This is a genomic window from Kordiimonas sp. UBA4487 (genome assembly GCF_002389025.1).
Taxonomy (GTDB): Bacteria; Pseudomonadota; Alphaproteobacteria; order Sphingomonadales; family Kordiimonadaceae; genus Kordiimonas; species Kordiimonas lacus.
In genome coordinates this window covers 221,936-246,095 of record NZ_DGNR01000002.1, presented here as the reverse complement: position 1 = coordinate 246,095, position 24,160 = coordinate 221,936, and the positions used below count along the sequence as shown (strand labels likewise).

At 57.5% G+C, this 24,160-nt stretch carries 21 protein-coding genes; 12 read left to right on the top strand and 9 right to left on the bottom strand.

Going from position 1 to position 24,160, the window contains the following annotated elements:
• On the top strand, positions 1 to 228 hold the full coding sequence (locus B3Z17_RS01130; protein ID WP_074519506.1) for a ribbon-helix-helix domain-containing protein: 228 nt from the start codon (positions 1 to 3) through the stop codon (positions 226 to 228).
• Here the strand turns inward: B3Z17_RS01130 and B3Z17_RS01125 are convergent.
• On the bottom strand, positions 188 to 3,616 hold the full coding sequence (locus B3Z17_RS01125) for an AsmA family protein (RefSeq protein WP_286828206.1): 3,429 nt from the start codon (positions 3,614 to 3,616) through the stop codon (positions 188 to 190). The two genes, B3Z17_RS01130 and B3Z17_RS01125, sit on opposite strands and share 41 nt — an antisense overlap.
• A 248-nt stretch (positions 3,617 to 3,864) precedes the next feature.
• Between B3Z17_RS01125 and B3Z17_RS01120 the strand changes: the two genes are divergently transcribed.
• The 3 genes from B3Z17_RS01120 (at position 3,865) to B3Z17_RS01110 (ending at position 9,023) form a co-directional block, all read left to right on the top strand.
• Positions 3,865 to 5,673: a chloride channel protein gene (locus B3Z17_RS01120; RefSeq protein WP_286828205.1), complete on the top strand. Its 1,809-nt coding sequence runs from the start codon at positions 3,865 to 3,867 to the stop codon at positions 5,671 to 5,673.
• Between the two features lie 73 nt (positions 5,674 to 5,746).
• Positions 5,747 to 8,104 (top strand): ATP-dependent helicase, encoded by a 2,358-nt coding sequence (locus tag B3Z17_RS01115; RefSeq protein WP_286828204.1) that lies wholly within the window; start codon positions 5,747 to 5,749, stop codon positions 8,102 to 8,104.
• 10 nt (positions 8,105 to 8,114) lie between these two features.
• Positions 8,115 to 9,023 (top strand): 50S ribosomal protein L11 methyltransferase, encoded by a 909-nt coding sequence (locus B3Z17_RS01110; protein ID WP_286828203.1) that lies wholly within the window; start codon positions 8,115 to 8,117, stop codon positions 9,021 to 9,023.
• A gap of 122 nt (positions 9,024 to 9,145) precedes the next feature.
• Here B3Z17_RS01110 and B3Z17_RS01105 read toward each other — a convergent pair whose 3' ends face one another.
• From B3Z17_RS01105 to B3Z17_RS01085, 5 genes are all read right to left on the bottom strand, one after another.
• The gene (locus B3Z17_RS01105; protein ID WP_286828202.1) at positions 9,146 to 9,478 is read right to left on the bottom strand and encodes a hypothetical protein; all 333 of its coding nucleotides are present in this window, start codon (positions 9,476 to 9,478) and stop codon (positions 9,146 to 9,148) included.
• Positions 9,479 to 9,667: 189 nt separating this feature from the next.
• A complete protein-coding gene (locus tag B3Z17_RS01100; RefSeq protein WP_286828201.1) occupies positions 9,668 to 10,630 on the bottom strand; it encodes a TIGR00341 family protein in 963 nt (320 codons plus the stop codon).
• A gap of 55 nt (positions 10,631 to 10,685) precedes the next feature.
• Positions 10,686 to 13,052: an NAD-dependent DNA ligase LigA gene (gene ligA, locus B3Z17_RS01095; RefSeq protein WP_286828200.1), complete on the bottom strand. Its 2,367-nt coding sequence runs from the start codon at positions 13,050 to 13,052 to the stop codon at positions 10,686 to 10,688.
• A gap of 3 nt (positions 13,053 to 13,055) precedes the next feature.
• Positions 13,056 to 14,726 (bottom strand): DNA repair protein RecN, encoded by a 1,671-nt coding sequence (recN, locus tag B3Z17_RS01090; RefSeq protein ID WP_286828199.1) that lies wholly within the window; start codon positions 14,724 to 14,726, stop codon positions 13,056 to 13,058.
• Between the two features lie 27 nt (positions 14,727 to 14,753).
• Positions 14,754 to 15,563 carry an outer membrane protein assembly factor BamD gene (locus tag B3Z17_RS01085; RefSeq protein ID WP_068305116.1) on the bottom strand — a complete coding sequence of 270 codons (810 nt, stop codon included), beginning with the start codon at positions 15,561 to 15,563 and terminating at the stop codon, positions 14,754 to 14,756.
• Positions 15,564 to 15,770: 207 nt separating this feature from the next.
• Here B3Z17_RS01085 and B3Z17_RS01080 point away from each other — a divergent pair, with 207 nt between their 5' ends.
• Complete coding sequence (locus B3Z17_RS01080) at positions 15,771 to 16,184, top strand: helix-turn-helix domain-containing protein (protein WP_286828198.1); 414 nt, start codon at positions 15,771 to 15,773, stop codon at positions 16,182 to 16,184.
• A gap of 38 nt (positions 16,185 to 16,222) precedes the next feature.
• On the opposite strand, the gene B3Z17_RS01075 is transcribed toward B3Z17_RS01080, so the two are convergent.
• Positions 16,223 to 17,101, bottom strand: a complete 879-nt coding sequence (locus B3Z17_RS01075; protein ID WP_286828197.1) for a branched-chain amino acid aminotransferase — start codon at positions 17,099 to 17,101, stop codon at positions 16,223 to 16,225.
• 113 nt (positions 17,102 to 17,214) lie between these two features.
• On the opposite strand from B3Z17_RS01075, the gene B3Z17_RS01070 reads away from it, so the two are divergent.
• The 7 genes from B3Z17_RS01070 to B3Z17_RS01040 all read left to right on the top strand — a co-directional run bounded on the left by B3Z17_RS01070 (position 17,215) and on the right by B3Z17_RS01040 (position 22,762).
• Positions 17,215 to 17,703, top strand: coding sequence for a MarR family winged helix-turn-helix transcriptional regulator (locus B3Z17_RS01070; RefSeq protein ID WP_068305109.1), 489 nt, complete (start codon positions 17,215 to 17,217; stop codon positions 17,701 to 17,703).
• 46 nt (positions 17,704 to 17,749) lie between these two features.
• Entirely contained in the window at positions 17,750 to 18,331 is a 582-nt protein-coding gene (locus B3Z17_RS01065) for a PAS domain-containing protein (RefSeq protein WP_286828196.1), read from the top strand.
• 86 nt (positions 18,332 to 18,417) lie between these two features.
• On the top strand, positions 18,418 to 18,981 hold the full coding sequence (locus tag B3Z17_RS01060; protein WP_068305106.1) for a PAS domain-containing protein: 564 nt from the start codon (positions 18,418 to 18,420) through the stop codon (positions 18,979 to 18,981).
• Positions 18,982 to 19,011: 30 nt separating this feature from the next.
• Complete coding sequence (locus B3Z17_RS01055; RefSeq protein ID WP_082714568.1) at positions 19,012 to 19,713, top strand: PAS domain-containing protein; 702 nt, start codon at positions 19,012 to 19,014, stop codon at positions 19,711 to 19,713.
• A 5-nt stretch (positions 19,714 to 19,718) separates the two neighbouring features.
• A complete protein-coding gene (locus B3Z17_RS01050; protein WP_286828195.1) occupies positions 19,719 to 20,357 on the top strand; it encodes a carbonic anhydrase in 639 nt (212 codons plus the stop codon).
• Between the two features lie 2 nt (positions 20,358 to 20,359).
• A complete protein-coding gene (locus B3Z17_RS01045) occupies positions 20,360 to 20,662 on the top strand; it encodes a nucleotide pyrophosphohydrolase (RefSeq protein ID WP_286828194.1) in 303 nt (100 codons plus the stop codon).
• Positions 20,663 to 20,734: 72 nt separating this feature from the next.
• Positions 20,735 to 22,762, top strand: a complete 2,028-nt coding sequence (locus B3Z17_RS01040) for a M28 family peptidase (protein ID WP_286828193.1) — start codon at positions 20,735 to 20,737, stop codon at positions 22,760 to 22,762.
• On the opposite strand, the gene B3Z17_RS01035 is transcribed toward B3Z17_RS01040, so the two are convergent.
• Together B3Z17_RS01035 and B3Z17_RS01030 are read right to left on the bottom strand one after the other, a co-directional pair.
• Positions 22,763 to 23,176 (bottom strand): RidA family protein, encoded by a 414-nt coding sequence (locus B3Z17_RS01035; RefSeq protein WP_349680288.1) that lies wholly within the window; start codon positions 23,174 to 23,176, stop codon positions 22,763 to 22,765.
• 112 nt (positions 23,177 to 23,288) lie between these two features.
• Positions 23,289 to 24,140 carry a class I SAM-dependent methyltransferase gene (locus B3Z17_RS01030; RefSeq protein ID WP_286828191.1) on the bottom strand — a complete coding sequence of 284 codons (852 nt, stop codon included), beginning with the start codon at positions 24,138 to 24,140 and terminating at the stop codon, positions 23,289 to 23,291.
• Positions 24,141 to 24,160: the final 20 nt, after the last annotated feature.

Here is a 24,160-nt window from a genome sequence, read left to right as displayed (position 1 = left end):
ATGCTGAACCTGGACGATGCAAAACTTGAGAAACACTCGGTGACCATTGCTGGCCACCGCACGTCAATTTCGCTTGAAAAAGGCTTCTGGCGTCATCTCAGGCGGCTGGCGAAGGAACAGGACCTGTCGATGAACGAACTCGTTCGTCTTATTGACGAAGCCCGAACCGGGTCTCTCTCAGGCGCGCTCAGGGCTTTTGTCCTTCAGTCTTTGGAGAAGGCTCAGTAGCCTCCCCCTCGTCGCCTTCATTTTTCTTTGCCTCCTGCTTGGCTTTCAGGCGGCCCAGCAGGTCGAATGCACGAGAAAACACCTCTGCGCCTGGGTTAGCTGCCTGCTGGTCGCCTTGAATTTTCTGGAGGTCCTTTGCGAGCGTACTGCGCAGACGGCGCTCAATGCCGGCAATAACGAAGCGCTCCAGCGCCCGGCTCGCCCAGGATGCACTTGGGTTATCCAGCGGTCCTGAATATTCAACGGGAATTGCGGGTGTGTCAGGCGGTGTTGAAAGCGCCAGTGTGCCCTTGAGGTTAAGGAACGCATCACGGAAGTTGATCTGGCCATCGAGGCCGAATTGGCCCCACGCCCCTGTTGCAGCAAGCTCTTCCAGCAGCATAGTACCTGCATCCAGCGTGAAGCGCGCCTCCATTTCACTGAAACTGGTGCTGCCTTCACGCAGCCACTTGCCAACCGACCCCAGGAAAACAGTTGCGGAAGGAGCATTGCCCATTTCGCGCACCAGTGTCGGGACACTCAGGAAATTCAGGCTTCCGGCCCGGCCTTTCATTTCGCCACGCCCTTTGAGTGTCCTCAAAATAGCGTCCAGGCTGTCGCCCTGTCCGTCGAAGGAAAAGGATAGTGACCCGACGCCCTGTAGAGCTGCCGCAAGGCCTTCAGCCTTCAGCATCGCACCAATGTCGATTTCACTGATATTGGCGGTACCGCTCAAGGATAAGGCGTTTCCACCTATCAAATTCAAAGTGAAAGCGGAAGCCCCGCCATTCACCATGGCCTCGTCACCCAATGCAAATCGAAGGCTGCCATCCCCTGCAATCAGGCTGGCATTGGGAGCCGACACCTTCTGGCCCAGTATTTCCACCTGATCGAGTGCAACGTCGACCTTACCGGCCATGTCAAACAGGGATTGGTCAATTGCAAGCTCTTTGGTGGCGGGCGTCTGCCCGGACGCGCGCCCGAGTGGCGGATTATAGGTGAAGCCCGAAGCCACCAGCTTGCCAGCCATTTTGTTGTCTGCTCCGCGCGACAGGTTGCCCGCGAACCGGGCCGGACCATTGCGAATATCCAGATCCTGCGCATCCCAGGCACTTCCTCTCACCGTGACTTTGGCGCGTGCCCTGATGGGCTCCCCGGGGTGCGGCAACTGACCTTCCTGGTCAAGTAACTTCAGGACATCGCCAGCATGTTTGTGATCAAAGCTCAGGCGCCATTCCTGGCGACTATCCGTCTGGCTGCCTTCTGCCAACAGCTGGCCGCCTGCAATGGTCCCACTGAGCGTCATGCTCCGCGCACCCGTTTCACTGTCACCAACCGCAAAGGTCAGGTCAGCTGGTACCTTGCCTGCCAGGGTATAACCCTCAAGGGCAGCCAGGCGCGACAGGTCCTCGTGGGCCAATGTGCCCTGTACGCCTTCAATCTTTACGACATCCGATCCGTACCCAATGCCCCCACTCAGGGACAGGCTGCGCCCACGCCCCTCAGACAGTTTGGCTGAAACACGCATGGCCTCAAGCGGGCCGGCAACAGACAGGGTTCCGTTCACGCCGCTCAGCCCCAAGGCCTGTAAATAACGCGCAACGTCATCCGACAGGGCCTGAACCGCGGGGAAACCCCACTTGGCCAACGTGGCATCGCCTTCTATCTCCAGCTTGTCACCCACCTTGCGTAGCCGGCCAGCCAGTTCCAGTTTGCCGCCCGCATTCCTGACAGATAGCGATGAAAGCCTGAGCTGCTCTGGGCCGACTTCACCCATTGCCCGTAGGTTCGAATATCTTGCACCACCCCACAGAACCTCAGTCGCGATCATTTCAATGGCGATCGGCTGGGGCGGCATTGTGTCGAACAAATTGTCTGGTGTGCCTGTCCCAGACGTATCAGACACATAAGCATCCAGATTAAGGGTATCAGCCGCCAGCCTTACCGACTCAGGCCAAACGCTCCCAGTCTTGCCTGTAACGTCGCCTTCAAAGTTTGAAGTGTCCACGCGCGCCTCCAAGGCAGATAGACGCCACTTGTCAGGCGCAATGGATATGTTCGCTGAAAGCTCGCCCGTCGCCAACCGCCCGGGTGGAATACGCCCAGAGACATCAATCTGCATCCAGCGCAGCAAATCAGGCAGGTTACCAGACACTATTTGGAGATTCCCCTGCCCTTTGCTGGCCATCAAAGCCCCTGAAAAGAAGAGGCCCGAACCGCCTGGCAACAAGGCCTGCAGATTGGTAAGCTGGACACCCTCATCTGTCAGGCGCACCACCGCATCCAATTGCTGGATAACCCCGTTGCCAACCTGAATGCCTTCAACAGTCAAATCAATAGCCCCCGTGATGGGCGTCTTGGACGGCGTATTCAGCTCCACTGCCTCGACCGGTACTGTATTGGCTTGCGCATCAAGCCAGGGCGCCAGAACCAAAATCCCGAATGACGCCGACCCAGCCGCGTGAAAGCCACCATTTCGGCGCGCGACCGTCAGGTCGAGCCGTCCGCGCGTCCCGCCCACATCAAGCGTGCGGGAGATTGCACGGTATACACCGGCTTCGCGGTCCACCTGTACATCCAGTTCAAACGGCATTTCAGGCACGGAAGGCGCAACTTCCGTATTACCCGTCACTGTTTGGCTTGCCGCCACGAACGATGCGAGGTTATCGCCTTCCGTTTGGATACGCCCGGCAAAGCCATCGTCGAACAGCCGCCCTGAAATATGAAGACTCCCGCCCGCCATGCCGATATCGGTTTTAAAGGACAGGACACTATCGTCCCGACTTGGCCGCAGGCGCCCGGAAGAGGTGACTTTTTGCCCGGCAGAAACGAAGCTGCCATCCCATTCAAGCGGCCCTTCAGGCAATCGACCCTTCAGGTCGAAAGACAAGCCTTCAAGGGTACGGCTTACGCCCTGGTTATCCACCAGTTGCACGGTGCCGCCGACGATCTTGAGGCGTTCCATCTGCACTGACGTTGCCGGTGCGTCGGCATCACTCTCGGATTTTGGCCAGCCGCGGACGTTCCATGCGCCCTCGCTGTCTTCTTCAACCACAACATTCAGGCCATCAAACCCCAGATGCTGGATGGCAACGTCACCCTTCAGAAGCGCGCCAAACCCAAGCCGCATATCGATGCGGTCGGCGGTCGCAACAAAATCAGCGCCTGCGTCTCCTGCTGGATAAAGTCGAACGGTTTCTGCCGACACTTCAGGGCGCGGGAAAAGTCCAACGCTGACGCGGCCGGCAAGCTCAACCCGCATCCCCAGCCGTGATGAAGCCAGGTCTGACAGTGTTCCCCGGTACTGGTTCCAATCCAGAAAGCCAATCGCCACCGATGCCAGCAGCAACAGCGCCACCAGCGAGCCAAACAGCCAATATGTCAGTTTTAGCAATTTCCCGGTTGTCACGACTGGCTCCGTCCAATGTCTCAAACCCTAAGGGGAACAGTGCGAAAACATTCCCGCTTTGACAAGGGCTCATTGCTACCCTGCCCCGAGAATAGGGCATTGATGCGGCGAAAATCGCTTAACCTTTTTGATTTCAAATACTAAGGTACCTTTGATCGCTGGCCCGCGGGCCCCGTTTCAGGGCTAACTCAAGCCCCTTCGGTTACGGTCGGCCTATTTGACGATGTGTTCTTGGAGAAATGCGCCTGATGCCAGCATCCGGCAAAAAATCAGGTTTCTTTGGCCGGATCAGACGCCGCGTCCGCACCACCCTGTTTTCGGCAGGCGGGTACGAATTTGGCGCCATCACGATCCTCGCTGTTCTCGTCGGTATAATCTCCGGCTATGCCGCCATCGGGTTTTACCTGGCGATTGGCGAACTGCTTGAACTGATTTACGGCCTCAGCGAAGCAGAACTGGCCTCCGGCGCCAAGCACCTGCCCTTCTGGCACATCATGGGCGCACTGATTGGCGGCGGTTTGGTTGTTGGCCAGATACTACGCCTTATCAACCGGCATCAGGCACGCGGTGTTCCTAATGTGATTGAGGCTGCAGCACTTCATAACGGGCGACTGGGCATCAAAAGCGGCATCGCAAGTGCGGTTGCCACGATTGTATCGCTTGGTTCCGGCGCGTCGATGGGCCGCGAAGGCCCTGTGGTGCACCTGGGGGCGACCATGGCATCCGCCCTTACCCGTGCACTGCACCTGAACCCGTCTGCGGCTCGAACCCTTCTGGGGTGCGGCGTTGCAGCTGCTGTTGCGGCCTCCTTCAATGCGCCCATTGCGGGCGTCTTCTTCGCACTTGAAGTCATTCTTGGGCACTATGCTCTCCATGCGTTTGCGCCCATTGTGATTTCGGCCATTGCCGGCACGCTGGTCAGCCGAGCGCACCTGGGCAACTTCCCGGCGTTTGAAACCACCGAATATATGATCGTCAGTTTCTGGGAATTCCCAGCCTTTTTCATTCTTGGCATCGCTGCCGCTCTTGTTGCCGTCACTTTCATGTCCGGCATGGACTGGGGCGACAAGGTGCGCACAAAACTGGACAAAATCCCTTTCTGGCTGCAGCCGGCGATTGCTGGTGTCTTCGTTGGTGCCATCGCAATCTTCTATCCGGAAATCCTCAGTGTCGGCTATGAAGCCACCAGCCGGGCACTCAATGGCGAATATGGCTTTGAGCTTCTTGTATCCCTGATGGTGGCAAAAATGGCCGCGACAGTCATTTCGTATACCGGGCGCTTCGGTGGCGGCGTCTTCAGCCCCAGCCTGTTCCTGGGTGCCATGCTGGGCGGTGCGTTTGGCATCGTTGCTGCTGCCATCTTCCCAGAGCTGGCGTCTACGCCGGGGCTATATGCCGTGGTCGGCATGGGCGCTGTGGCTTCGGCGGTGTTGGGCGCGCCCATCTCCACGATGCTGATCGTTTTCGAGATCACAGGGGACTATAATGTAACCATCGCCGTGATGATTGCCTCGGCGGTTTCCAGCATGGTGACCAGTGCCTTCTTTGAACGGTCCTTCTTCCTGATGCAATTGGCCAACCGCGGCATTCGACTGGAAGGCGGCAAGGCGACATTCCTTCTGAAGTCCGCCCGCGTGGCTGACCATATGACCCGCGATTTCTTCACCGTGCGCGACACCGAACCTGCCCTGAAAGCGCGGGAGCTGCTGGTAACGCAAGGGGGTGGCCTGTTGATTGTGACTGACGAGGCCGGCCATATGACCGGCACGCTCACCTTCAGCCAACTGCCGCCAGATATTTTCGACAGTCCTGAGAAGGCGCAAACGCCGGTCGTCAAATTCATGCGCGACATGCCGCAAAAGGTGAAATCCACCGATGCACTGCAGCTTGCACTCCACCGACTGGAGATGAGCGGTGAAGAAGTGCTTCCCGTTATTTCCCCCACGCAGGAGGCCGTGGTTGTGGGCTTGATTCGCCACCGCGATGTGATGAAGGAATATAACCGGGCATTGCTTGAAAGCCAGGGCCGGGACCACAAAATGGGACGCCGCGCCTGAGGCTTGGGACAACCATCCAAAATGTTATCATCTGCTGCTTCCCGCACGCGCACGGGGGTGCTATAGACGCCTGATGATGAGTGATCCGTTCGATTTAGATGACCTGAGCCCAGAGCCCGCGCCCACAGCGCCGGCGCCGCACAGCAACATGCCGCCGCCCTATCTGGATGGCCTGAATGAGCCACAGCGCGATGCTGTTCTGGCCACCGAAGGCCCTGTATTGGTGCTCGCAGGCGCCGGCACCGGCAAAACACGCGTGCTGACCACCCGCCTCGGCCACCTGATGGCCACAGGCCGCGCCGCACCCTGGAACATCCTGGCCGTGACCTTCACCAACAAGGCCGCCAAGGAAATGCAGGAGCGGGTCGCCCGCGTGATCGGACGCCCAGTTGAAGGCATGTGGATCGGCACCTTCCACTCCATCTGCGTGCGCATCCTCCGGAAGCATGCGGAACTTGTCGGCATTCAGTCCAACTTCACCATCCTGGACACAGACGACCAGATCAGGCTACTGAAGCAACTGATTCAGGCCGAAAATATCGACGATAAGCGCTGGCCTGCCCGGGCACTCGCGGGCTTGATCGACCGCTGGAAAAACAAGGCCCTGACGCCGGACCGCGTACCGGAAGGCGAGAGCTATGCCTACGCCAACGGCATGGGCGGCAAGCTGTATCGTGCCTATCAGGAACGCCTGAAGATATTGAATGCCGCGGATTTCGGTGACCTGCTGATGCATGTGATCACCTTGTTCCAGGCCCATCCGGATGTATTGAAGGAATACCACAACCAGTTCCGCTACATCCTGGTGGACGAGTATCAGGATACCAACGTGGCCCAATATCTGTGGCTGCGGCTTCTCTCTCAGTCCAGCAAGAATATCTGCTGCGTGGGCGACGACGACCAGTCCATCTATGGCTGGCGCGGCGCCGAAGTGGGCAACATCCTGAAATTCTCGAGCGACTTCCCTGGCGCAACCGTTGTGCGGCTTGAGCAGAATTACCGCTCCACCGGGCATATCCTCGCTGCGGCGTCGTCGCTGATCACATCAAACGAAGGCCGTCTTGGCAAAACCCTGTGGACCGATGCTGGCGACGGCGAGAAGGTTACCGTCAAGGGCGTGTGGGACGGCCCTGAAGAAGCGCGGTCCATCTGTGAGGAAATTGAAAACCTGCAGTCCAAGCAGCATGCGCTCAGTGAAATCGCGATTCTGGTGCGTACCGGCTTCCAGATGCGCGAGTTCGAGGAACGGTTGATCACCCTCGGCGTGCCTTACCGCGTTGTGGGTGGTCCGCGCTTTTATGAGCGCGCCGAAATCCGCGATGTGATGGCCTATCTGCGCGTGATCGCCCAGCCCGATGACGCGCTGGCGTTCGAACGCATCGTTAATGTGCCCAAGCGCGGCTTGGGGACAGCCAGCATCCAGAAGGTGCATGGGCTGGCGCAGTCACATGGGGTATCGCTGCCGTATGCTGCGCGCATGATTGGCGGCATGGATATCCTCAGGCCCGCAGCTCGCAACAAACTATCAGCCCTGATGGATGATTTCGACCGCTGGCGCGCCATGCTTCACACCCACAGCCATGTGGAAGTCGCGGAAATCGTGCTTGAGGAATCAGGCTATATGGAAATGTGGCAGAACGACAAATCACCGGATGCGCCCGGCAAGCTTGAAAACGTCAAGGAAATGGTCTCTGCCATGGGCGAGTTCGAGAACCTGGGCGGATACCTTGAGCATATCGCACTGGTGATGGAAAATGATAATAACGACACTCGCGAGAAGGTGTCGCTGATGACGCTTCACGGCGCCAAGGGCCTCGAGTTCGATACCGTCTTCCTGCCCGGATGGGAGGAAGGCTTGTTCCCGAACCAGCGCGCGCTGGATGAAACCGGCGTCAAAGGGCTCGAGGAAGAGCGCCGCCTGGCCTACGTGGGCATCACGCGGGCGAAGAAGAAGGCCAATATCTATTTTGCCGGCAACCGGCAGGTGTTCGGACAGTGGCAGTCAAGCCTGCCCAGCCGCTTTATTGACGAACTGCCCGGCGACCATATCGAGATGGAATCAAGCCAGGGGCTGTACGGCAACCAGCGCCAGAGCCGCGGCTGGGGTGATGATTTTGCCGATGAGGGTTATTTCACGTCCGGCGGCGACAAATATGGCCCCGGATGGCAGCGGGCCCAAAGTTGGCGGCAGGAGCAGTCGTTTGACCAAACGCCGCACCGCGGCACGCCACCGACCATCACCATGAAGCCCTCGCGGCCAAAGAAGAAAAAAGCCCCAGCCCCCGTCAGCGATTTCGCCATCGGGGAACGGGTATTCCATGACAAGTTCGGCTACGGCATGGTTGAAGACGTCGAGGGCAACAAGCTGCTCGTCGAATTCGACAAAGCCGGCGCCAAGCGCGTGGTCGACACATTCGTCACCCGCGCCTGAGGAGATTATGATGAGTGATATCTGGTGCCTGAATGGCGAGCTGCCGGAAGCCCGCGCACGCGAACTTGAAGCAACCCTGGAGATGGTCGCGGACGAACGCGGCGAGTTTCCGCCCACGCTGTCCTATTTCGAACAGCCCGGCGAAGCTGAATGGCGCGTGGAAATCTTTTTCGCTACCCAGCCAGATAGCGAGTTCCTGACGGCTGTCCTCTCGCGCATGGGCCTCGGTGACTGGCCGCATGAGCTTGCCCCGGTTGAGGACAAAGACTGGGTCAGCGAAAGCCAGAAGCTGCTGGCTCCAGTGGAAGCAGGCCGCTTCTTTGTTTATGGCAGCCATGACGCAGACAAAGCCAAGGCGGATGCCATCAACCTCCAGATTGACGCGGGACAAGCTTTCGGCACCGGCAAGCATGAAACCACCGCCGCCTGCCTTGAGGTGCTGGATCAGCTCGCGGATGACATCCGCCCCAAAACCATGCTTGACCTGGGCACCGGTTCGGGCGTGCTGGCGCTTGCCGGCCAGAAGGTCTGGCCCAAGATGCGCATTATCGCATCAGACATTGACCCCATCGCCATCGAGGTGACGGCGGAAAACATCACGGTGAACGATGGCATTTCCCGTCAGGTGGGCTCTGGCCTGCCCGGCATGGCTGTTGTGGTGGCGCCCGGCCTTGATGACCCGGCCTTCAAGGATGAGAAACCGTTTGACCTGATCACCGCCAATATCCTGGCCGGCCCGCTTGTTGACCTCGCGCCCGATATTGTCGACGCACTGGCGAAAAGCGGCACGCTTGTGCTGTCCGGGCTTCTTGTGACGCAGGAAAAAGAAGTCCTCGAACCATATTTGGCTCGAGGACTAGTATCTCTGGGCAGAGTAGAGAAAGGGGAGTGGCTCGCGCTTGTTTTGCGCAAGCCGTGAAGCATTCCCGGGAAGGTGAAATGCTTCGGGGAGGATGGGCCAGCCTTGTTTCAGGAGAAGGCTGCCCCACTGAGAAATTCTAATGGTTGACTGTCAGGCCAGAGCCGCGTCAACCGCAGGGACTAATGAGCGAACGCTCCGCCGCCGAGAGCACCACCGCTCATGCCACCAAAACCACCACCGAGGCCGCTTGGGCGGGTGATTTTGATCCGGAACGGTTTCTTCTGCTTTGGCTCGACAGGGCGCATCATGCCTGCTTCGGTCATCAGGGCGAAGAAATCACCAGTTGCTGTAAGGTCGGATGCCAGCTCGTTAGCCGCTTCTTCGGTTGCTACCAGGAAGAACTGCTTGTTTGCAGAACCGCTTACCACACCAGGAATTTTACCTTCGCTTGCCATCAGGCCCATAAAGCTGAATGCTGCGATTTGTTCGTTCATTTGCGCTGTCTTAGCCATTGGTCTTCTCCTTAACCAATCATGCCCTTTGTGGGCTCCGTCAGCCCTTGCTGACAGGGCTTAGATAGGCCTGTCGGTCATGATTAAGAAGTGGTTAAAAACGCAAACAAGCTATGCATTAAACGCATAGCTTGAAAGTTTAAGCCTCCCGCTCACCGAATGGGGAAGCAAGGATATACGCCAACTTTTTCAGGAAGGTGTCGCTCCTATGACAAAAATAAGAAGCAGCAATAAAAGGCTCCATACCGCCATGCCTGACAGAATATAGGGTGTGGCCATGCGCCGTTCGAACCACAGGCGGGGCCGAATACCCTTGGCGAAGAACACCATAAGGCCCGCAAGGTTCACACACACCACATTGACGATCAGCAGCAGAAGCGCCCCATTGGCCAGCTGCCACTGTTTAATACCCAGCATGAAACCAAGCGTCGCAGCCGGCGGCAGCAGCGCCACGGCCACCATGACACCCACAAGCGTCATGGACAGCCCGGACGTCAGTGACAGGACGCCAGCAATACCGCTCGCGGCCGCCAGCGCCATGCCGCCAAGGCCGACTTCGGTGCGACCAAGAAGTTCCTGGCTTTCAGGAAGCTCACCCCAGATCATGCCCACAATAGCAGCCATGGCGATCGCCACCGACATGCCCGTGAAAGCGGTCGTGAAGGCGTCGCTCATCAGTTTCTTGTCGCCCAGAGACGTGCCAAAGGCAAAGGCAAGATTGGGGCCCAACAGCGGCGCAATCACCATGGCGCCAATCACAACAGCCACATTGTCCTGCACCATGCCAATAAGCGCCACAATGGTGGACAGAAGCGTCAGCACCAGATAGCCGCTGTCCAGATGCGCGCCCTGGCGCATCTTGATCATCAGTTCTTCACGGGTGTCTCCCGCCTCGCGCGCCTCCACGTCAGGCAGCGTTGCTTCAACCGGCATGATATTGATGCGCGCCCGGGAGGATGTCGCCAGCAGCTTCTGGATATCGTCGATGACCTTCTGGCGTTCGCCCGCACGCGTCAGCAGGACATATTGGACATGGTCGCCATCAAGCTCCGCCAACCGTTCGCAACTGACCACGCTATTGCTGGCGGCTATTTTCTTGACATGGGCTTCGGCCGCGACCGGCACGGTAACCTGCAACATCTTGAGCGGCATAGACTTTCTCCCCTAGAGGGGGAAATCTAGCGAAGCCACTGCTCAAGCACAAGCTTTAGCCTGCGATGTGTGCGAGCCACTCGTCTTCGGTCATGACCCTGACGCCCAGCTCTTCGGCTTTCTTGAGCTTCGAGCCCGCGCCGGGGCCGGCCACAACGATATCCGTTTTCTTGGAAACAGACCCCGCCACCTTGGCGCCGAGAGACTCGGCTTTCGCCTTGGCTTCATTGCGGGTCATCTTTTCAAGGCTGCCCGTGAACACGACGGTCAGGCCAGACACCGGGCTGTCGGTCGCCTGTGCTTCCACTTCGCGGACATTCAGCGCATCCAGAAGCCTGTGCAGCACCGCACGGTTGCGTTCCTCCAGATAGAAATCCGCGAGGCTCAGCACCACATCACCGCCGATGCCGTCAATGTCCGTCAGTTCACTGTTGTGCGACCTCAAGGCCCGCAGGCCTTCGTTGGACAGGCTGACGCCCTTAAGCCCAGCCACGGTGCGCAAGCGGCTGACGCGGATGTTCTCCGCCTTCAACGTCCCGGCATCAATGCGCGCAAGCCGCGCAGCCACAAGGCCGATAAAGCCCTCACCCGCCGCGAACAGGTCTGTCGGCTGCAATGCCGCTTCGAAGTCCTTCAGGTGTCCGAACGCCAGCAGGCAATAATTGATGGCACTGGCATCATGGGCCGAAAGGTCAGCGGTTGTCAGGCCGTTCATCAGCTCCAGCCCACGCGCCAGGTAAGCCACCATGGCGTCCGGTGTGCCGAAATTGCGCGCCAGCAGCTTTGCCGTTTCTGCTCCGATGCCCGGAATGCCCAGGCCAAAAATCACCCGGTAGAAATCAATATCGCGGCGCTCGTCAATCGCAGCCATCAGGTTGGAGACGGAGAGGTCACCCCAGCCTTCCCACTTCTGCATGGCGCCGCCTTCTGCCTCGTTCTTCTCTGAAAGCGCGAAGATATCGGCGGGCTCTGCGATCCAACCGCGTTCAAACAGCTGTTCCACCTGCTTAGAGCCCAGGCCTTCAATGTCGAACGCACCGCGGGAGACGAAATGGCGCAGGCGCTCAACCTGCTGGGCGGAACACACCAGGCCGCCGGTGCAGCGAATGACCACGTCATCATCCGACGCTTCGGCATGAGAGCCACACACTGGGCAGTTTTCCGGGAATTCAAACGGCACCGCGTCCGCCGGGCGCTGGTCCGTCACCACAGACACCACCTGCGGGATCACGTCACCCGCGCGCTGGATGACAACCGTATCGCCAATACGGACGTCCAGGCGCGCGATCTCGTCCCTGTTGTGCAGTGTGGCGTTAGAAACAACCACGCCGCCCACAGTGACGGGCTCCAGCTTGGCAACCGGTGTCAGCGCGCCCGTGCGCCCCACCTGAATGTCGATGTCACGCAGGATGGTCATGGCCTTTTCGGCCGGAAATTTGTGGGCAATGGCCCAGCGGGGAGCGCGCGCCACCATGCCAAGCCTGTCCTGCAGCGCCAGGTCATCCACTTTATAGACGACGCCGTCGATATCGTAATCGAGCGTCGGGCGCTCGCGTTCGATCAGGCGGTATTGCTCGATAGCGCTGTCCGCGCCGTCGCATTTCACCAGAAGCGGATTAACGTCGAAACCCCAGGCCTTGAATAAGTCGATCATACCCATCTGGCTGGTGGACGGCATCTCAGACACCTCGCCCCAGGCATAGGCGAAGAACTTGAGTGGGCGGGACGCAGTAATGCTGCTGTCAAGCTGACGCAGGGAGCCAGCGGCGGCATTGCGCGGGTTCGCGAATACCTTCGCGCCCTTTTCTTCCTGCGCCTTGTTGAGGGCGAGAAAATCTTCCTTGCCCATATAAACTTCACCGCGCACTTCGATCACATCTGGCCAGCCTTCACCCCCAAGTTCAGTCGGGATGCTATCCAGCGTGCGGGCATTGGCCGTGACATTTTCACCAACACTTCCGTCGCCGCGCGTGGCGGCCTGTATCAGCTTGCCATGTTCGTACCGAAGCGCCAGCGACAGGCCGTCGATTTTTGGTTCAGCCGTCAGGTCAACAGGAACATTGTCGCCCACTCCCAGGAAACGGCGCACACGGGCCACGAATTCCCGCACGTCATCATCATTGAAGGCATTATCGAGCGACAGCATAGGTTTCGCGTGCTTGACCTTCTCGAACCTGCTGGCCCGAACGGACGCGCCAACACGTTTCGAAGGGCTGTCCTTCCTGACAAGGTGCGGGAACTGGGCCTCGATCTCATCGTTGCGGCGACGAAGGGCATCATAATCTGCGTCGGAAATCCGGGGCGCATCCTCACCGTGGTACAGGCGGTCATGCGTCGCGATTTCCATCGCCAGCTGCGCCAACTCGCGGCGCGCCTCGGTTTCCGTTAAATCCGTGACGGGTACTGTAAACAAGTCAGTCATCAACTATCCATCAAGATGCAAAAGTTGGTCTGCCGCCGCGCGGGCCGCATCCGTAATCACATTGCCGGCCAACATGCGGGCGATTTCTTCGCGGCGGGCTTCGTCTTCCAGCGCGACAACGTCGGTGCGCGTTTCCGCGCCATGGTCGCCTTTTGAAATCTGGAATTGGCGGTTGCCGCGCGCGGCCACCTGCGGGCTGTGGGTAACAACCAGCACCTGCGCACTTTCAGACAGGCGCCTGAGACGTTCGCCTACGGCACTCGCGGTTGCCCCGCCAATACCCTTGTCGACTTCGTCGAACACCATGACCGGCGTGCTGGAACCACGCGCCAACACCACCTTGAGCGCCAGAATGAAACGTGCGAGCTCCCCGCCAGACGCGATCTTGACCAGCGATCCAAACGGCGTGCCGGCATTGGTTTTCACTTCAAAGCTCACCCGGTCCGCGCCTTGGGCAGTCCAGTCCCCTTCTGGCAGTGTTTCCACGGCCGTACGGAACTGGGCGTTTTCCAGTTTGAGGGGCGGAAGCTCCGCCATCACAAGCTTGTCCAATTCTGCAGCTGCAGCCTTGCGCTTGGCAGTCAAAGCTTCAACCGCCGCCTTCATCGCCTGTCTGGCGCCATCCACGCGGGCTCGGGCTGCGGCAACCATTTCATCGCCTGCACTAACGGCGGCGTAGCGCGTTTTCAAATTCTCAAGAAGGGCCGGCAGTTCATCGGGCTGGCAATTGTGCTTGCGTGCCAGGCGGCGGATTTCAAACAGGCGCTCCTCGGTGCACTCCAGCTCATGCGGGTCGAAATCCAGGTCCTGTGCCAGACGGTCCAGCGCGGCCATGCCCTCGCCCAGCTCGATCGCTGCGCGGTCCAGTGCTTCAATTACGGGAGACAGCAAATCACCGGCAGCACCCTCTGTGCGTTCCATGCGGCGAAGCACACCGCGCACGGTGGCGTCAACACCGCCATCTGCGGCCAGGTCATCCTGATAAGCCTTGAGGTCATCCGCCAGCTTTTCGCCTTGCATCATCAGCGTCCGGCGTTCAGCAAGCGCTTCTTCTTCGCCTTCTTCAATGCCCAGCGTATCCAATTCAGCCACCGCATGCTCAAGAAATTCTTCGTCTGCTTTGGCATTGGCCAGCATCTCTTCGGCTTCTGCCAGTGCTTCTGACGCTTCACGAAGCTCATTGTGTGCTGCAGCAACCGTTTTCAATTCCGTGCCATAGCGGCCAAAGTCGTCCAGTAGGCCACGGTGTCCGGCGCTATCGAGAAGGCCGCGGTCATCGTGCTGGCCATGAACTTCCACCAGCAGGCTGCCCAGTTCAGCCAGAAGCCCCTGCCCGATTGGCTGGTCGTTCGCCCAGGCCTTGGAGCGGCCATCAGCGGTGATTTGACGCCTGAGGATGATTTCACCCTCGCCGCCATCCAGGCCTTGATCTTCAAGAAGCGCGCAGGCGGGATGACCGGTAGCTACCGTAAAGGCTGCCGAAACCATGCCTTTTTCCTGGCCTTGACGAACAAGCGCCCGATCCGCACGTGCGCCGGTCGCAAGGCCAAGACTGTCCAGCAGGATAGATTTGCCTGCACCGGTTTCACCGGTCAAAACCGTAAGGCCCGCCGCAAAGGACAGGTTCAGCTTTTCGATTAAAACTATGTCACGAATGCTGAGACTGGTCAGCATCGCGCTCTCCCCTTAATTGACCAATCCCTAGAATGGCCAGAGTTTGCTCAGCCAGGAACCGCTTTTGCCTTCCGGCTTCATATCCTTGCCGCTGAGTAGTGCATAGCTATAGCGGTACCATTTGCTGCTTGGATAGTTGTGTCCCAGAACCGCCGCAGCCATCTTGGCTTCGTCATAGACACCAAGCGCCAGGTAGGATTCCACCAGTCGGTGGAGGGCTTCAGGCGTGTGGCTGGTGGTTTGGTAATTCTCGACCACATTGCGGAACCGCATTGTGGCCGCCAGATACTCCTGCCGCTTCATATAAAAACGACCGACCTTCATGTCCTTACCAGCCAAGTGGTCCAGCGTCAGGTCCAGCTTCAGGCGGGCATCACGGGCATATTCCGTGTTCGGAAAGCGGCGGATCACTTCTGTCAAAGAGCTTTGTGCCCTTAGCGTCTGCGCCTGGTCCCGGCCAACGTCCGAAATCTGCTCATAGTGGCTCAGGGCAATCAGATAATAGGCATAGGGTGCGGACCGGTTGCCCGGGTGCAATTGCAGGAAGCGCTCGGCAGCCAAGGTCGCATCGTCATAGTTGTTGGTCATATAGTGCGAATAAGCCGCCATCAGCTGCGCACGGCGTGCCCACACCGAATAAGGGTGCTGCCGCTCAACCTCATCGAAGGCGTACGCTGCCAGTTGGTAGCGCTTTTTCTTCAGATTGTCCTGACCGAGGTTGTAAAGAACCTCAACGTCGCGCGCGACATAGACGTCTTCTTCATCCTTGGAACTACACGCAGCCACACTGATAAGCGCAACGCCCAGAATAGATGTTTTCAGCCAATTTGCTGTCATGTCAGTCCCTTACTCCCGCACATCTTAAATGCATGCTTGCAATTCCCGCGTAAGATTTCTAGTCTCAGCCTAATGCAACCATTAGTATATTTTCAACAATCACTGAAAGGTAATTCCCACCCAACAATTCAGCGTAGGCGAATTCTCTAGCACAGGAAGCCGCAAGCGCCAACGGGGAATAGCCCTTTCAACAGAGAAGGAGACTCTATGGCGCCGCAAAGTGACGAAATTGAGGACAAGCACGATGGCTTGTCGGCGCGTAAAGCCGACCTGATCGACAAACATGTCGGCAGGCGTCTTCGAGACCGCAGGCGAACGCTTGACCTCAGTCAGCAGGACATCGCCAATATCCTTGGTATTTCCTATCAGCAGGTCCAGAAATACGAAAGTGGCCAGAACCGTGTCAGCGCCGGGCGGCTTTACCTGCTTGCCCATATCATGCAGACAAACGTTTCCCACTTTTATGAAGGGTTGCCAGCTGGGGATGAAATCCTGAGCGGCCGGATCACAGAAATGGACCTGATCATTCCGGAGCTGGAGACGCTCCCGAACGTGAATGTCCGGGACGCGCTCAGCGATTTGGTCCGTGCAATCAAAGATTCGAAAATCATGACCTCTTGAGGTCACGGTAAATAAGCAAACGGGGGTCGGGAAGCCGTTCAGGCTTCCCCTTTTACCAGCGCATCATAATCAAGCATCAGCGTTTTGGTAATTTCACCAACTTCAAAATTATAAGGGCCGATCTCACTCAGCGGTGTCACTTCAGCAGCAGAGCCGGTCAGGAACGCCTGTTCGAAGCCCTCAAGTTCCTCCGGCATGATGGCGCGTTCGATCACTTTGATCTGGCGCTTTTTCGCCAGTTCGATCACGGTCTGGCGGGTAATGCCGTTCAGGAAGCAATCGGGTGTCGGTGTGTGCAGATCACCGTCTTTGACGAAAAAGATGTTTGCACCGGTCGCTTCGGCGACCTGGCCGCGATAATCATACATCAGCGCATCGTCATAGCCTTTGGCTTCTGCGGCATGTTTCGACATTGTACAGATCATGTAAAGACCGGACGCCTTGGCATGCACCGGCGCGGTATCTGCCGCCGGGCGCCGCCACTTGGAGATGTCGAGCCTCAGGCCCTTCATCCGAGCTTCCGGCGAGAAATAGGACGGCCATTCCCACACGGCAATCGCCGCGTGAATGGTGTTATTCTGGGCCGAAACACCCATCATTTCGCTGCCACGCCACACAATCGGACGGCAGTAGGCATCAACAAGCTTGTTCTTTTCAAGAAGCTCCATGCAGGCGTCATTGATCTGGTCCTGCGTGTAGGGGATTTCATAGCCCAGCAATTCAGCCGACTTGAAAAGACGCTCGGTATGCTCTTTAAGCTTAAAGATCTTTCCGTTATAGGCTCGCTGTCCTTCAAAGACCGCGCCGCCATAGTGCAAGGCATGGGTTAACACATGGGCGTTACAGTCGCGCCAGGGGCGGTATTCACCGTCCATCCAGATCCAACCGTCGCGGTCATCATAAGGGGCAGATGCCATTTTAGTTCTCCAAACACACGAAACAAATAAGAATATGTCGCTTTTTACTTGATCGATGTAACATTCTGTCGATATTATGTCAATAACACTGACATATATCGCTAATCAGGCTTATGCAAAGAAAATTACCACATTCAAACCTTTATTTACGTGAGGAAGAGCTCAGGCGCGGCATCGAGTTGCTGTATTTCGCCTATCGCGACTTCACGCGTGACCCAGACAATATCCTCGCTGATTCGAGCTTCGGCCGGGCCCACCACCGCGTGCTCTATTTTGTCGGGCGCAATCCGGGCACGACTGTCTCCGGGCTCCTGAGCCTGTTGCGCATTACAAAGCAAAGCCTGTCGCGGGTTCTGGGGCAACTTGTTGAGGACGGCTATGTGGACCAGGTGTCCGGCGTTGAAGACCGCCGACAGCGGCTGTTGTATCTGACCGACAAGGGCAAGGCGTTTGAAAAGGAACTGTTCGAAACCCAGCGCCAGCGCGTAGCCGAGGCTTACAAGAAGGCTGGCCCCGAAGCAGTAGCGGGGTTCTGGGAAGTGCTTCTCAACATCGTGAATGAAGAAGAACGCGAAGCGGTCTTGCGCCAAATCGAAAAATAACGTGCAATAGGGCCTTCAGGTTGCAAAAGGAGCAAACCAGGCCCGAATGTTTAATCTGCCACCAGAGCTGGACCGTTTCTTTACCGTATGGAAAGCCCTCCCCCGAACGGCCCATTCCCTGCTTCCCTGCAAGAATGAAATAACGCCTGCTGCGCTCGGCGATCTCCTGCACTCTACGGGCATCGCCAAAATGGTCGCGCCCTTTAACCTGCAGGTCACATATGCTGGCAGTGGATATGAAAAAAGTGCAAGCACCCATGTCACCGGCAGCAATTATTACGACCTGTTGCCACCCGCGTTCCACAAGCCCATGGCCTTGTTCCACAATAACTTGTTGGGCACCCCCTGTGGCGCCTTTGTCGCAGATGTGATTACCACCACATCAGGCAGTCAGTATCTGCACGAGACCATCCAGCTGCCGATGGCCGACCCTCAGGGTGATCCGATTTATCTGGTTGCTTATGCCCATGGTCGCAAGCCATACGGTGATACTGGCGAACGGAAGCCCGGTAACCACAATGCTTCCAGTGTCAGGGATATGTTTTATCTGGATCTTGGGGCCGGTGCGCCTGGGGACTATATCAAAAACTTCCGCCTTTGCGCGCCAGCGGGTCGGCAGCCTGTTTGAACCATCCGCCCTTTCACCGCGTATCAATTAAGCAAAAAATAACCGGATTGCACCATGCTGAACAAGCGCGCAGCTGAAGGAAAAAGATGTTTGTACCACCCGGAGAATTTTCGCCGTTTCTGACAGCGTGGGAAAACCTGCCTCGCAAGCATCACCCTCTACTACCTCACAAGAAGGATATCAGCCCGGTGCGGTTCGGCGAATTCCTGCATTTGGTATGCATCAGTGAGTTTATCGGGCAACGGCAAATGGAGATCAGGTTCGCCGGCACCGAATTCGAACGCCTGGCGGGTTTCGGGACCGAGCTCAAGAATTATTATGACATGTTGCCAGAAAAGTTCGTCAAGCCCACCGAAACATTCCATCGCCTGATAAGAACCACCCCCTGTGGGGCGTTCGTTGGTGATGTCATCACGGCCACATCGGGTGCCCGCTACCTGCATGAAACCCTTCATCTGCCGCTGGTGGACGACGCCGGCGACGCCAGGTACCTGATGGTTTACGGTGTGGGCCGCAAGCCCTACGGTGACCAAACGCCCAGGTCGGCGGGCAACCATAACGAATCCAATATCAAGGAACTGCATTATCTTGACCTTGGCGAGGGCGCCCCAACGGCGCATGTAAGCGACTTCAGGTTTCATGCAGGATAAGCCTGAGCTACCTTCCCCCCCATAAAAGATATGCCCTGGATCAATCGCTGCAGAATTGCCATGCCCCCGGTTGCGTGCCAAGATAGCGCCTCTTGCACGAGGGGAAGCTGCATGAAGGTTTTACCGGAAACATTTCGTCCATTCACGGAACGATGGAACGACCTGACGCGGGGCGCGCATACTATCCTGCCCTGCCGCTCAGACCTGTCGCCCCTGCGGTTTGGGGAATTCCTGCCCCACATTTGCGTTACTGAAAGGATTGGACCAATGGACTTGCCAATCCGCTATGCCGGCAGCGCGTTTGAACGGGCCGCTGGCTATCCGTTGACAGGCAGGAACTATTACGACCTCCTGCCCGAGGCCTTCAAGAAGTCGGTAGCCGTTTTTCACGATTATATTGTGAACACACCATGTGGTGCTTTCGTCCGTGATATCATCTCAACTGACACAGGCAGCCGGTATCTCCATGAAACCATTCACCTGCCGCTGGCGGACGATGCCGGGCAGGTTCGGTATGTCATGGCTTATGGCCTGGGCCGAAAAGATATTGAGGACCGGGGCATCCGGCCACTGGAAGACCAGAGCGACTCACACATCAAGGATTTGTTCTATTTGGACCTCGGTGCCGGGGCACCGACAGATTATATTGAAAACTTCATCTTCCATAAAAACGGGTCCGGCAAAATCCCCGTCAAATTGACCTTGCAACACTCCGAAAAATGGACGAGTTAAGTCATATGAGCAAGATCGACGATCGCCTTATCAAGGGCTACCAGAAATTCAGGGATACGGTTTTCGAAAGTGACCGCGCCCTGTATGAAGAATTGGCATCCTCTGGCCAAAAGCCCCATACCTTGATGATTGCCTGTTCAGACAGCCGTGTACTTCCGCAGCAGATCCTTTCTGCCGGTCCTGGCGACTTGTTCGTTGTCCGCAACGTGGCGGCCATGGTCCCACCTTATGAACGCGACAGCGGGTATCACGGCACATCTGCTGCCATCGAATTCGCGGTCACCGTGCTTGAGGTCGACAACATCGTCGTGATGGGGCATGCGGGCTGCGGTGGTGTGGCCAGCGTCATCGACCACAGCATGCCTACCGACAGCTTTGTCCATAACTGGATGCGCCCCCTCAGGGAATGGCTGCGCGCCCACGAAGACTTCGACGAACAGGATGACGCGGAAAGCCAACGCATGTTGGAACGCGCCGCAGTGCACCTGAGCCTGCAAAACCTCAAGAGCTTCCCCTTTGTGCGGGAGCGCATGGAAGCCGGAACCCTATCTGTCATCGGCTTCATTTTCGACATCCACAACGGCGACCTGAGCCAGGTTCGGGCGAAACAGAAAATCACGCTTGATGTCGAGAGCCTGGGATAGTCATGTCACAGGAAACCCAGCAATCTGTTGCCGCCTGGGCAGAGGAAACCTTTGGTCCGGCCAAGGACCAGACAGTGCTTGTCCGGCGCGCGTTAGTGGAACTGGATGAGCTTCTGGAAGCGACAGCGGCAGGCGACAAAACAGAAATCGGAAAAGAAACCGCCGATATCGCCATCCTGCTTTATCGCCTGATGGAACTGAATGGCCTGGATCTCGGGGCTGAAGTCACCAAGAAAATGGCGGAAAACAGGGCCCGAACCTGGCGCGCCAAAGGCGACGGTACCGGCAGCCATATCAAGAATTGAATCTGTCCCAGCTTGCCAGCTGGAATGCCTATGCCTAAGCTCTTCCGAAATCCCAAGGGAGGGGACAGCAGCATGATTATGCCCACCATATTCCGGACTCTTTCGTCAGTAGCATTCATTGGTGCCTTTAGTTGGGTATCGAATGCCGATACGCTGACTGACCTGATGCCTGAACCCGCGCTTACGGCCATTGCCGAAGAAACTTCAGGCGTGCTCGCCAAACGGAATCTTGACCGGATAACGCTGTATCACCGCATGCGCGCCAGCGATCAATTCGACGAGGCGGCGGCCTTTGTTCTGTCGGAACTGAAGTCATACGGCTTCGACACCGCCGAGATCATGGCATTCCCGGCCGACGGAGAGACAATGTTCGGAACCCAAAAATCCCGGCTCGCGTGGCAAGTGGATTTTGCAGAGCTTTGGGAAGTTGAAGGAAAAGACGCCGGGGGAAAACGTATTCGCCGCCTTGCTGACTGGAAAGCTCGCCCACTGACCCTGGCCCAGGATAGCGACAGCGCCGACGTAAGCGCAGAGCTGGTCTATGTTGGCAAGGGTACAAATGCCACAGACTATGACGGCAAGACAATAGCAGGAAAAATTGTACTGACCTCCAGCCAGCCGGCAGCTGTTGAGGCCCTTGCGCTCCGCAGATATGGCGCTGTAGGCATATTGTCCTATGCAGCCAATCAGAAGTCGGCATGGTGGCAGCTTGACGACAGTCTGGTACGCTGGGGGCACCTGTCATCTTTCCGTCAGGAACCTGCATTCGCCTTCATGACCAGTCTTGGCGAGGCCCGCGCGCTGCAGGCACGCCTGACGGCAGGGGAAACGATCCGCCTCCACGCCAAGGTGGTCGCACGCCGTGAGCCCGGCGAATATCGTATTGTCACGGCAACCATTCCCGGGAGTGACCCGAAACTGGCCCAGGAAGAAATTGCCTTCAGTTGCCATCTGGACCACCCCCGCCCGGGCGCCAACGACAACGCCAGTGGGTGCGTGGCAATCCTGGAAGCCGCTCGTGTAATCAGGGGGCTGGTAAATGACGGCGCCCTGCCCGCCCCCAAACGCACTATCCGTTTTTTCTGGCCATCCGAGATAGAAGCCACTTTGATCATGCTCAATGCCCGCCCCAAGCTGGCAGCGCGACTGAAGCATGTCATTCATATGGATATGGTTGGCGGCGGGCCTGCCACCAAGGCCGTCTTCAGGGTGTCGCGCGGGCCCAAAAGCAGCGCGGATATCTCAGGCGAAATCGCTTTTGCTCTTGCGGACTTTGTCAACAGCCACACCCAGGCGTACGCGGACGGTAAAGCCACAGCCTTCACGCTTGCATCCCCTGAAGGGGGGCGCGAACCGCTAATGGCACTCAAGGAATGGCTGTCGGTTGGCAGTGACCATGATGTATTCGCCTCCGGCAGTTGGAACATCCCGGTAACCTATCTGCATGACTGGCCGGACCGCTATATCCATACGACAAAAGACGTGGCAGCCAACATTGACCCGACAAAGCTGAAGCGCGCTGCCTTTATCGGCGCCGCTCAGGCGGCCATTCTCGCGGGCCTGACAGACGGCGATGGCGATACGCTGGTCTCACTTATGGGGCCCAATATTGTGATGCGAACGGGCGAGCTGATGGCGCAAACCTCTGAGCTTGGGACTGATGACCGCAAGGCAGCCCTGCGAGGCCACTGGAGCATCGAGAAGAGGATAAGACACAGTATCACGTCCTATGTCCCTAATGTCGACATTGGGGCACTACACGCACTTCAGTCCGCCCTTGAACAGCTTATTGGAAATGGTGGGCAAAGCACCGCGGGCACCGTTTATATCCATAACCCCAATCTCAAGGGCACCATGCATGGCTTTGGTTATTCTTATCTTGAGGACAAGCTAGGTACAGCGGCGACAGCCGCTCTTGCGCTGCCAAGGCTGGAACTGGGATATGAAAAGGCCTATGAAGCGCTCAATTTCGTTGACGGCAAACGGACCGTAAATGATATTTACGACCTGCTCGTAGCAGAGTTCGGTCCCGTACCCTTCACGGCCCTGTCAGACTATCTGCTGGCGCTATCCAGCATCAATGTGATCAGCGCACGTTGATCATTGCGCGTCGGTCACTGTTGCCAGACACTCAATCTCCACCCTGGCGCCCAGCGCCAGACCTGACGCGCCCATGGCGCTGCGGGCAGGAAACTTCCCATCAGAGAAGTAAGTGCGGTACACGTCGTTCATCGCGGCCCACTCGTTGATGTCCGCCAGCATTACAAGACATTTCACCACATGGTCCATGTCTGACCCGTTGGCTTCCAGCGTGGCCTTGATATTGTCCATCGTCTGTCTGGTTTCAGGGCCAATGCCGCCGGGTACCATTGCCATCGTGCCTGGCTTTGCCCCGAGTTCCCCGGATAGATACAGCATGTCGCCCACACGCACCGCTTTGGAAAAGGGCAAGGACGCCTGTTCATCCGCGATAGCAGCGCTACCGGCACCAGCCAATGTGCACAGGGCGACCATCGCAGCACCAACTTTCAAGTTCACCTTCATAAGTCACCTCTTTTAATGTTGCGTTTGATCATACGTGCCCCAACACATGCGGGCAATGGGGCGGCAAATCGAATGCGGCAAATCAGACCAAGTCTCGCGCAACCCAGATATTGGCAAGATTAGGACAAATCCAATAGGCATGGCGCCCCAGAAGTGCTGATGTCAGGCGCAGATATAGGCTCAGCCACGCCGGCGGGGCATGCTTCCATACACCACCACCATAAGGGCTATAAACCGGATAATGATCACGCCATGCACGATGATCTTCAAAGATCAAGGTCTTTGCCTGCGGTTGAAACCGTTGCCGCAACCGCCGCAGATGCCACGGCGTTGGGAAATGATTGAACTCCCTATGCCTGACACCAAAAATCCTGCAGAAGCCACTACGCCAGGCAATGGGCAACCAATGGGAAAACGGCACGCGGGCATCATGGCTAACCAATGGCGAAAGCTGGTTCGGCGCTGTTAGAATAATAGCCTGACGGGTGATGCGGTCCATGTTGGCAACCGCCGCTGCAATATTGGCCCTCCCCACGTGCTCCAGTGTCTCGACAGACGCAAAGACATCGACGGACTTGTCAGGTAAATCCAGATCCTGGAGCAAATCGCTGCGGAACTCGCAACGATCAGCAACGCCCAGTATCTCTGCCAGCTCCCGTGCTGCTGACAGCTTACCGGCGTGGGGCTCCACCAATATGGCGCGGGCGCCACCCGAGAGCAGAAAGGCAAAAGAGAGCCAACCGAAACCTGCCGCGCAGTCGCACAAAACGGCATTCTTAATCTGGATATGGGATTGAAGCGGCGTCACATATAATGTGGCCATATAGTGCAATGTGTCGGCTACCGACAGGGTGTTATGCTCCCTGTTCCCGCTCAACCCATTGACCTGCCCAATCGCTGTCTGCTGCACAGTAGAAACAGTGAAATCAGACACTTCAACCCCCGTTCGTGCCA

Coding starts and splice junctions, on each gene's coding strand:
- B3Z17_RS01130 (WP_074519506.1), top strand. CDS start 1: ATGCTGAACCTGGACGATGCAAAACTTGAGAAACACTCGGTGACCATT.
- B3Z17_RS01120 (WP_286828205.1), top strand. CDS start 3,865: ATGCCAGCATCCGGCAAAAAATCAGGTTTCTTTGGCCGGATCAGACGC.
- B3Z17_RS01115 (WP_286828204.1), top strand. CDS start 5,747: ATGATGAGTGATCCGTTCGATTTAGATGACCTGAGCCCAGAGCCCGCG.
- B3Z17_RS01110 (WP_286828203.1), top strand. CDS start 8,115: ATGAGTGATATCTGGTGCCTGAATGGCGAGCTGCCGGAAGCCCGCGCA.
- B3Z17_RS01105 (WP_286828202.1), bottom strand. CDS start 9,478: ATGGCTAAGACAGCGCAAATGAACGAACAAATCGCAGCATTCAGCTTT.
- B3Z17_RS01100 (WP_286828201.1), bottom strand. CDS start 10,630: ATGCCGCTCAAGATGTTGCAGGTTACCGTGCCGGTCGCGGCCGAAGCC.
- ligA (WP_286828200.1), bottom strand. CDS start 13,052: ATGACTGACTTGTTTACAGTACCCGTCACGGATTTAACGGAAACCGAG.
- recN (WP_286828199.1), bottom strand. CDS start 14,726: ATGCTGACCAGTCTCAGCATTCGTGACATAGTTTTAATCGAAAAGCTG.
- B3Z17_RS01085 (WP_068305116.1), bottom strand. CDS start 15,563: ATGACAGCAAATTGGCTGAAAACATCTATTCTGGGCGTTGCGCTTATC.
- B3Z17_RS01080 (WP_286828198.1), top strand. CDS start 15,771: ATGGCGCCGCAAAGTGACGAAATTGAGGACAAGCACGATGGCTTGTCG.
- B3Z17_RS01075 (WP_286828197.1), bottom strand. CDS start 17,101: ATGGCATCTGCCCCTTATGATGACCGCGACGGTTGGATCTGGATGGAC.
- B3Z17_RS01070 (WP_068305109.1), top strand. CDS start 17,215: ATGCAAAGAAAATTACCACATTCAAACCTTTATTTACGTGAGGAAGAG.
- B3Z17_RS01065 (WP_286828196.1), top strand. CDS start 17,750: ATGTTTAATCTGCCACCAGAGCTGGACCGTTTCTTTACCGTATGGAAA.
- B3Z17_RS01060 (WP_068305106.1), top strand. CDS start 18,418: ATGTTTGTACCACCCGGAGAATTTTCGCCGTTTCTGACAGCGTGGGAA.
- B3Z17_RS01055 (WP_082714568.1), top strand. CDS start 19,012: ATGCCCTGGATCAATCGCTGCAGAATTGCCATGCCCCCGGTTGCGTGC.
- B3Z17_RS01050 (WP_286828195.1), top strand. CDS start 19,719: ATGAGCAAGATCGACGATCGCCTTATCAAGGGCTACCAGAAATTCAGG.
- B3Z17_RS01045 (WP_286828194.1), top strand. CDS start 20,360: ATGTCACAGGAAACCCAGCAATCTGTTGCCGCCTGGGCAGAGGAAACC.
- B3Z17_RS01040 (WP_286828193.1), top strand. CDS start 20,735: ATGATTATGCCCACCATATTCCGGACTCTTTCGTCAGTAGCATTCATT.
- B3Z17_RS01035 (WP_349680288.1), bottom strand. CDS start 23,176: ATGGTCGCCCTGTGCACATTGGCTGGTGCCGGTAGCGCTGCTATCGCG.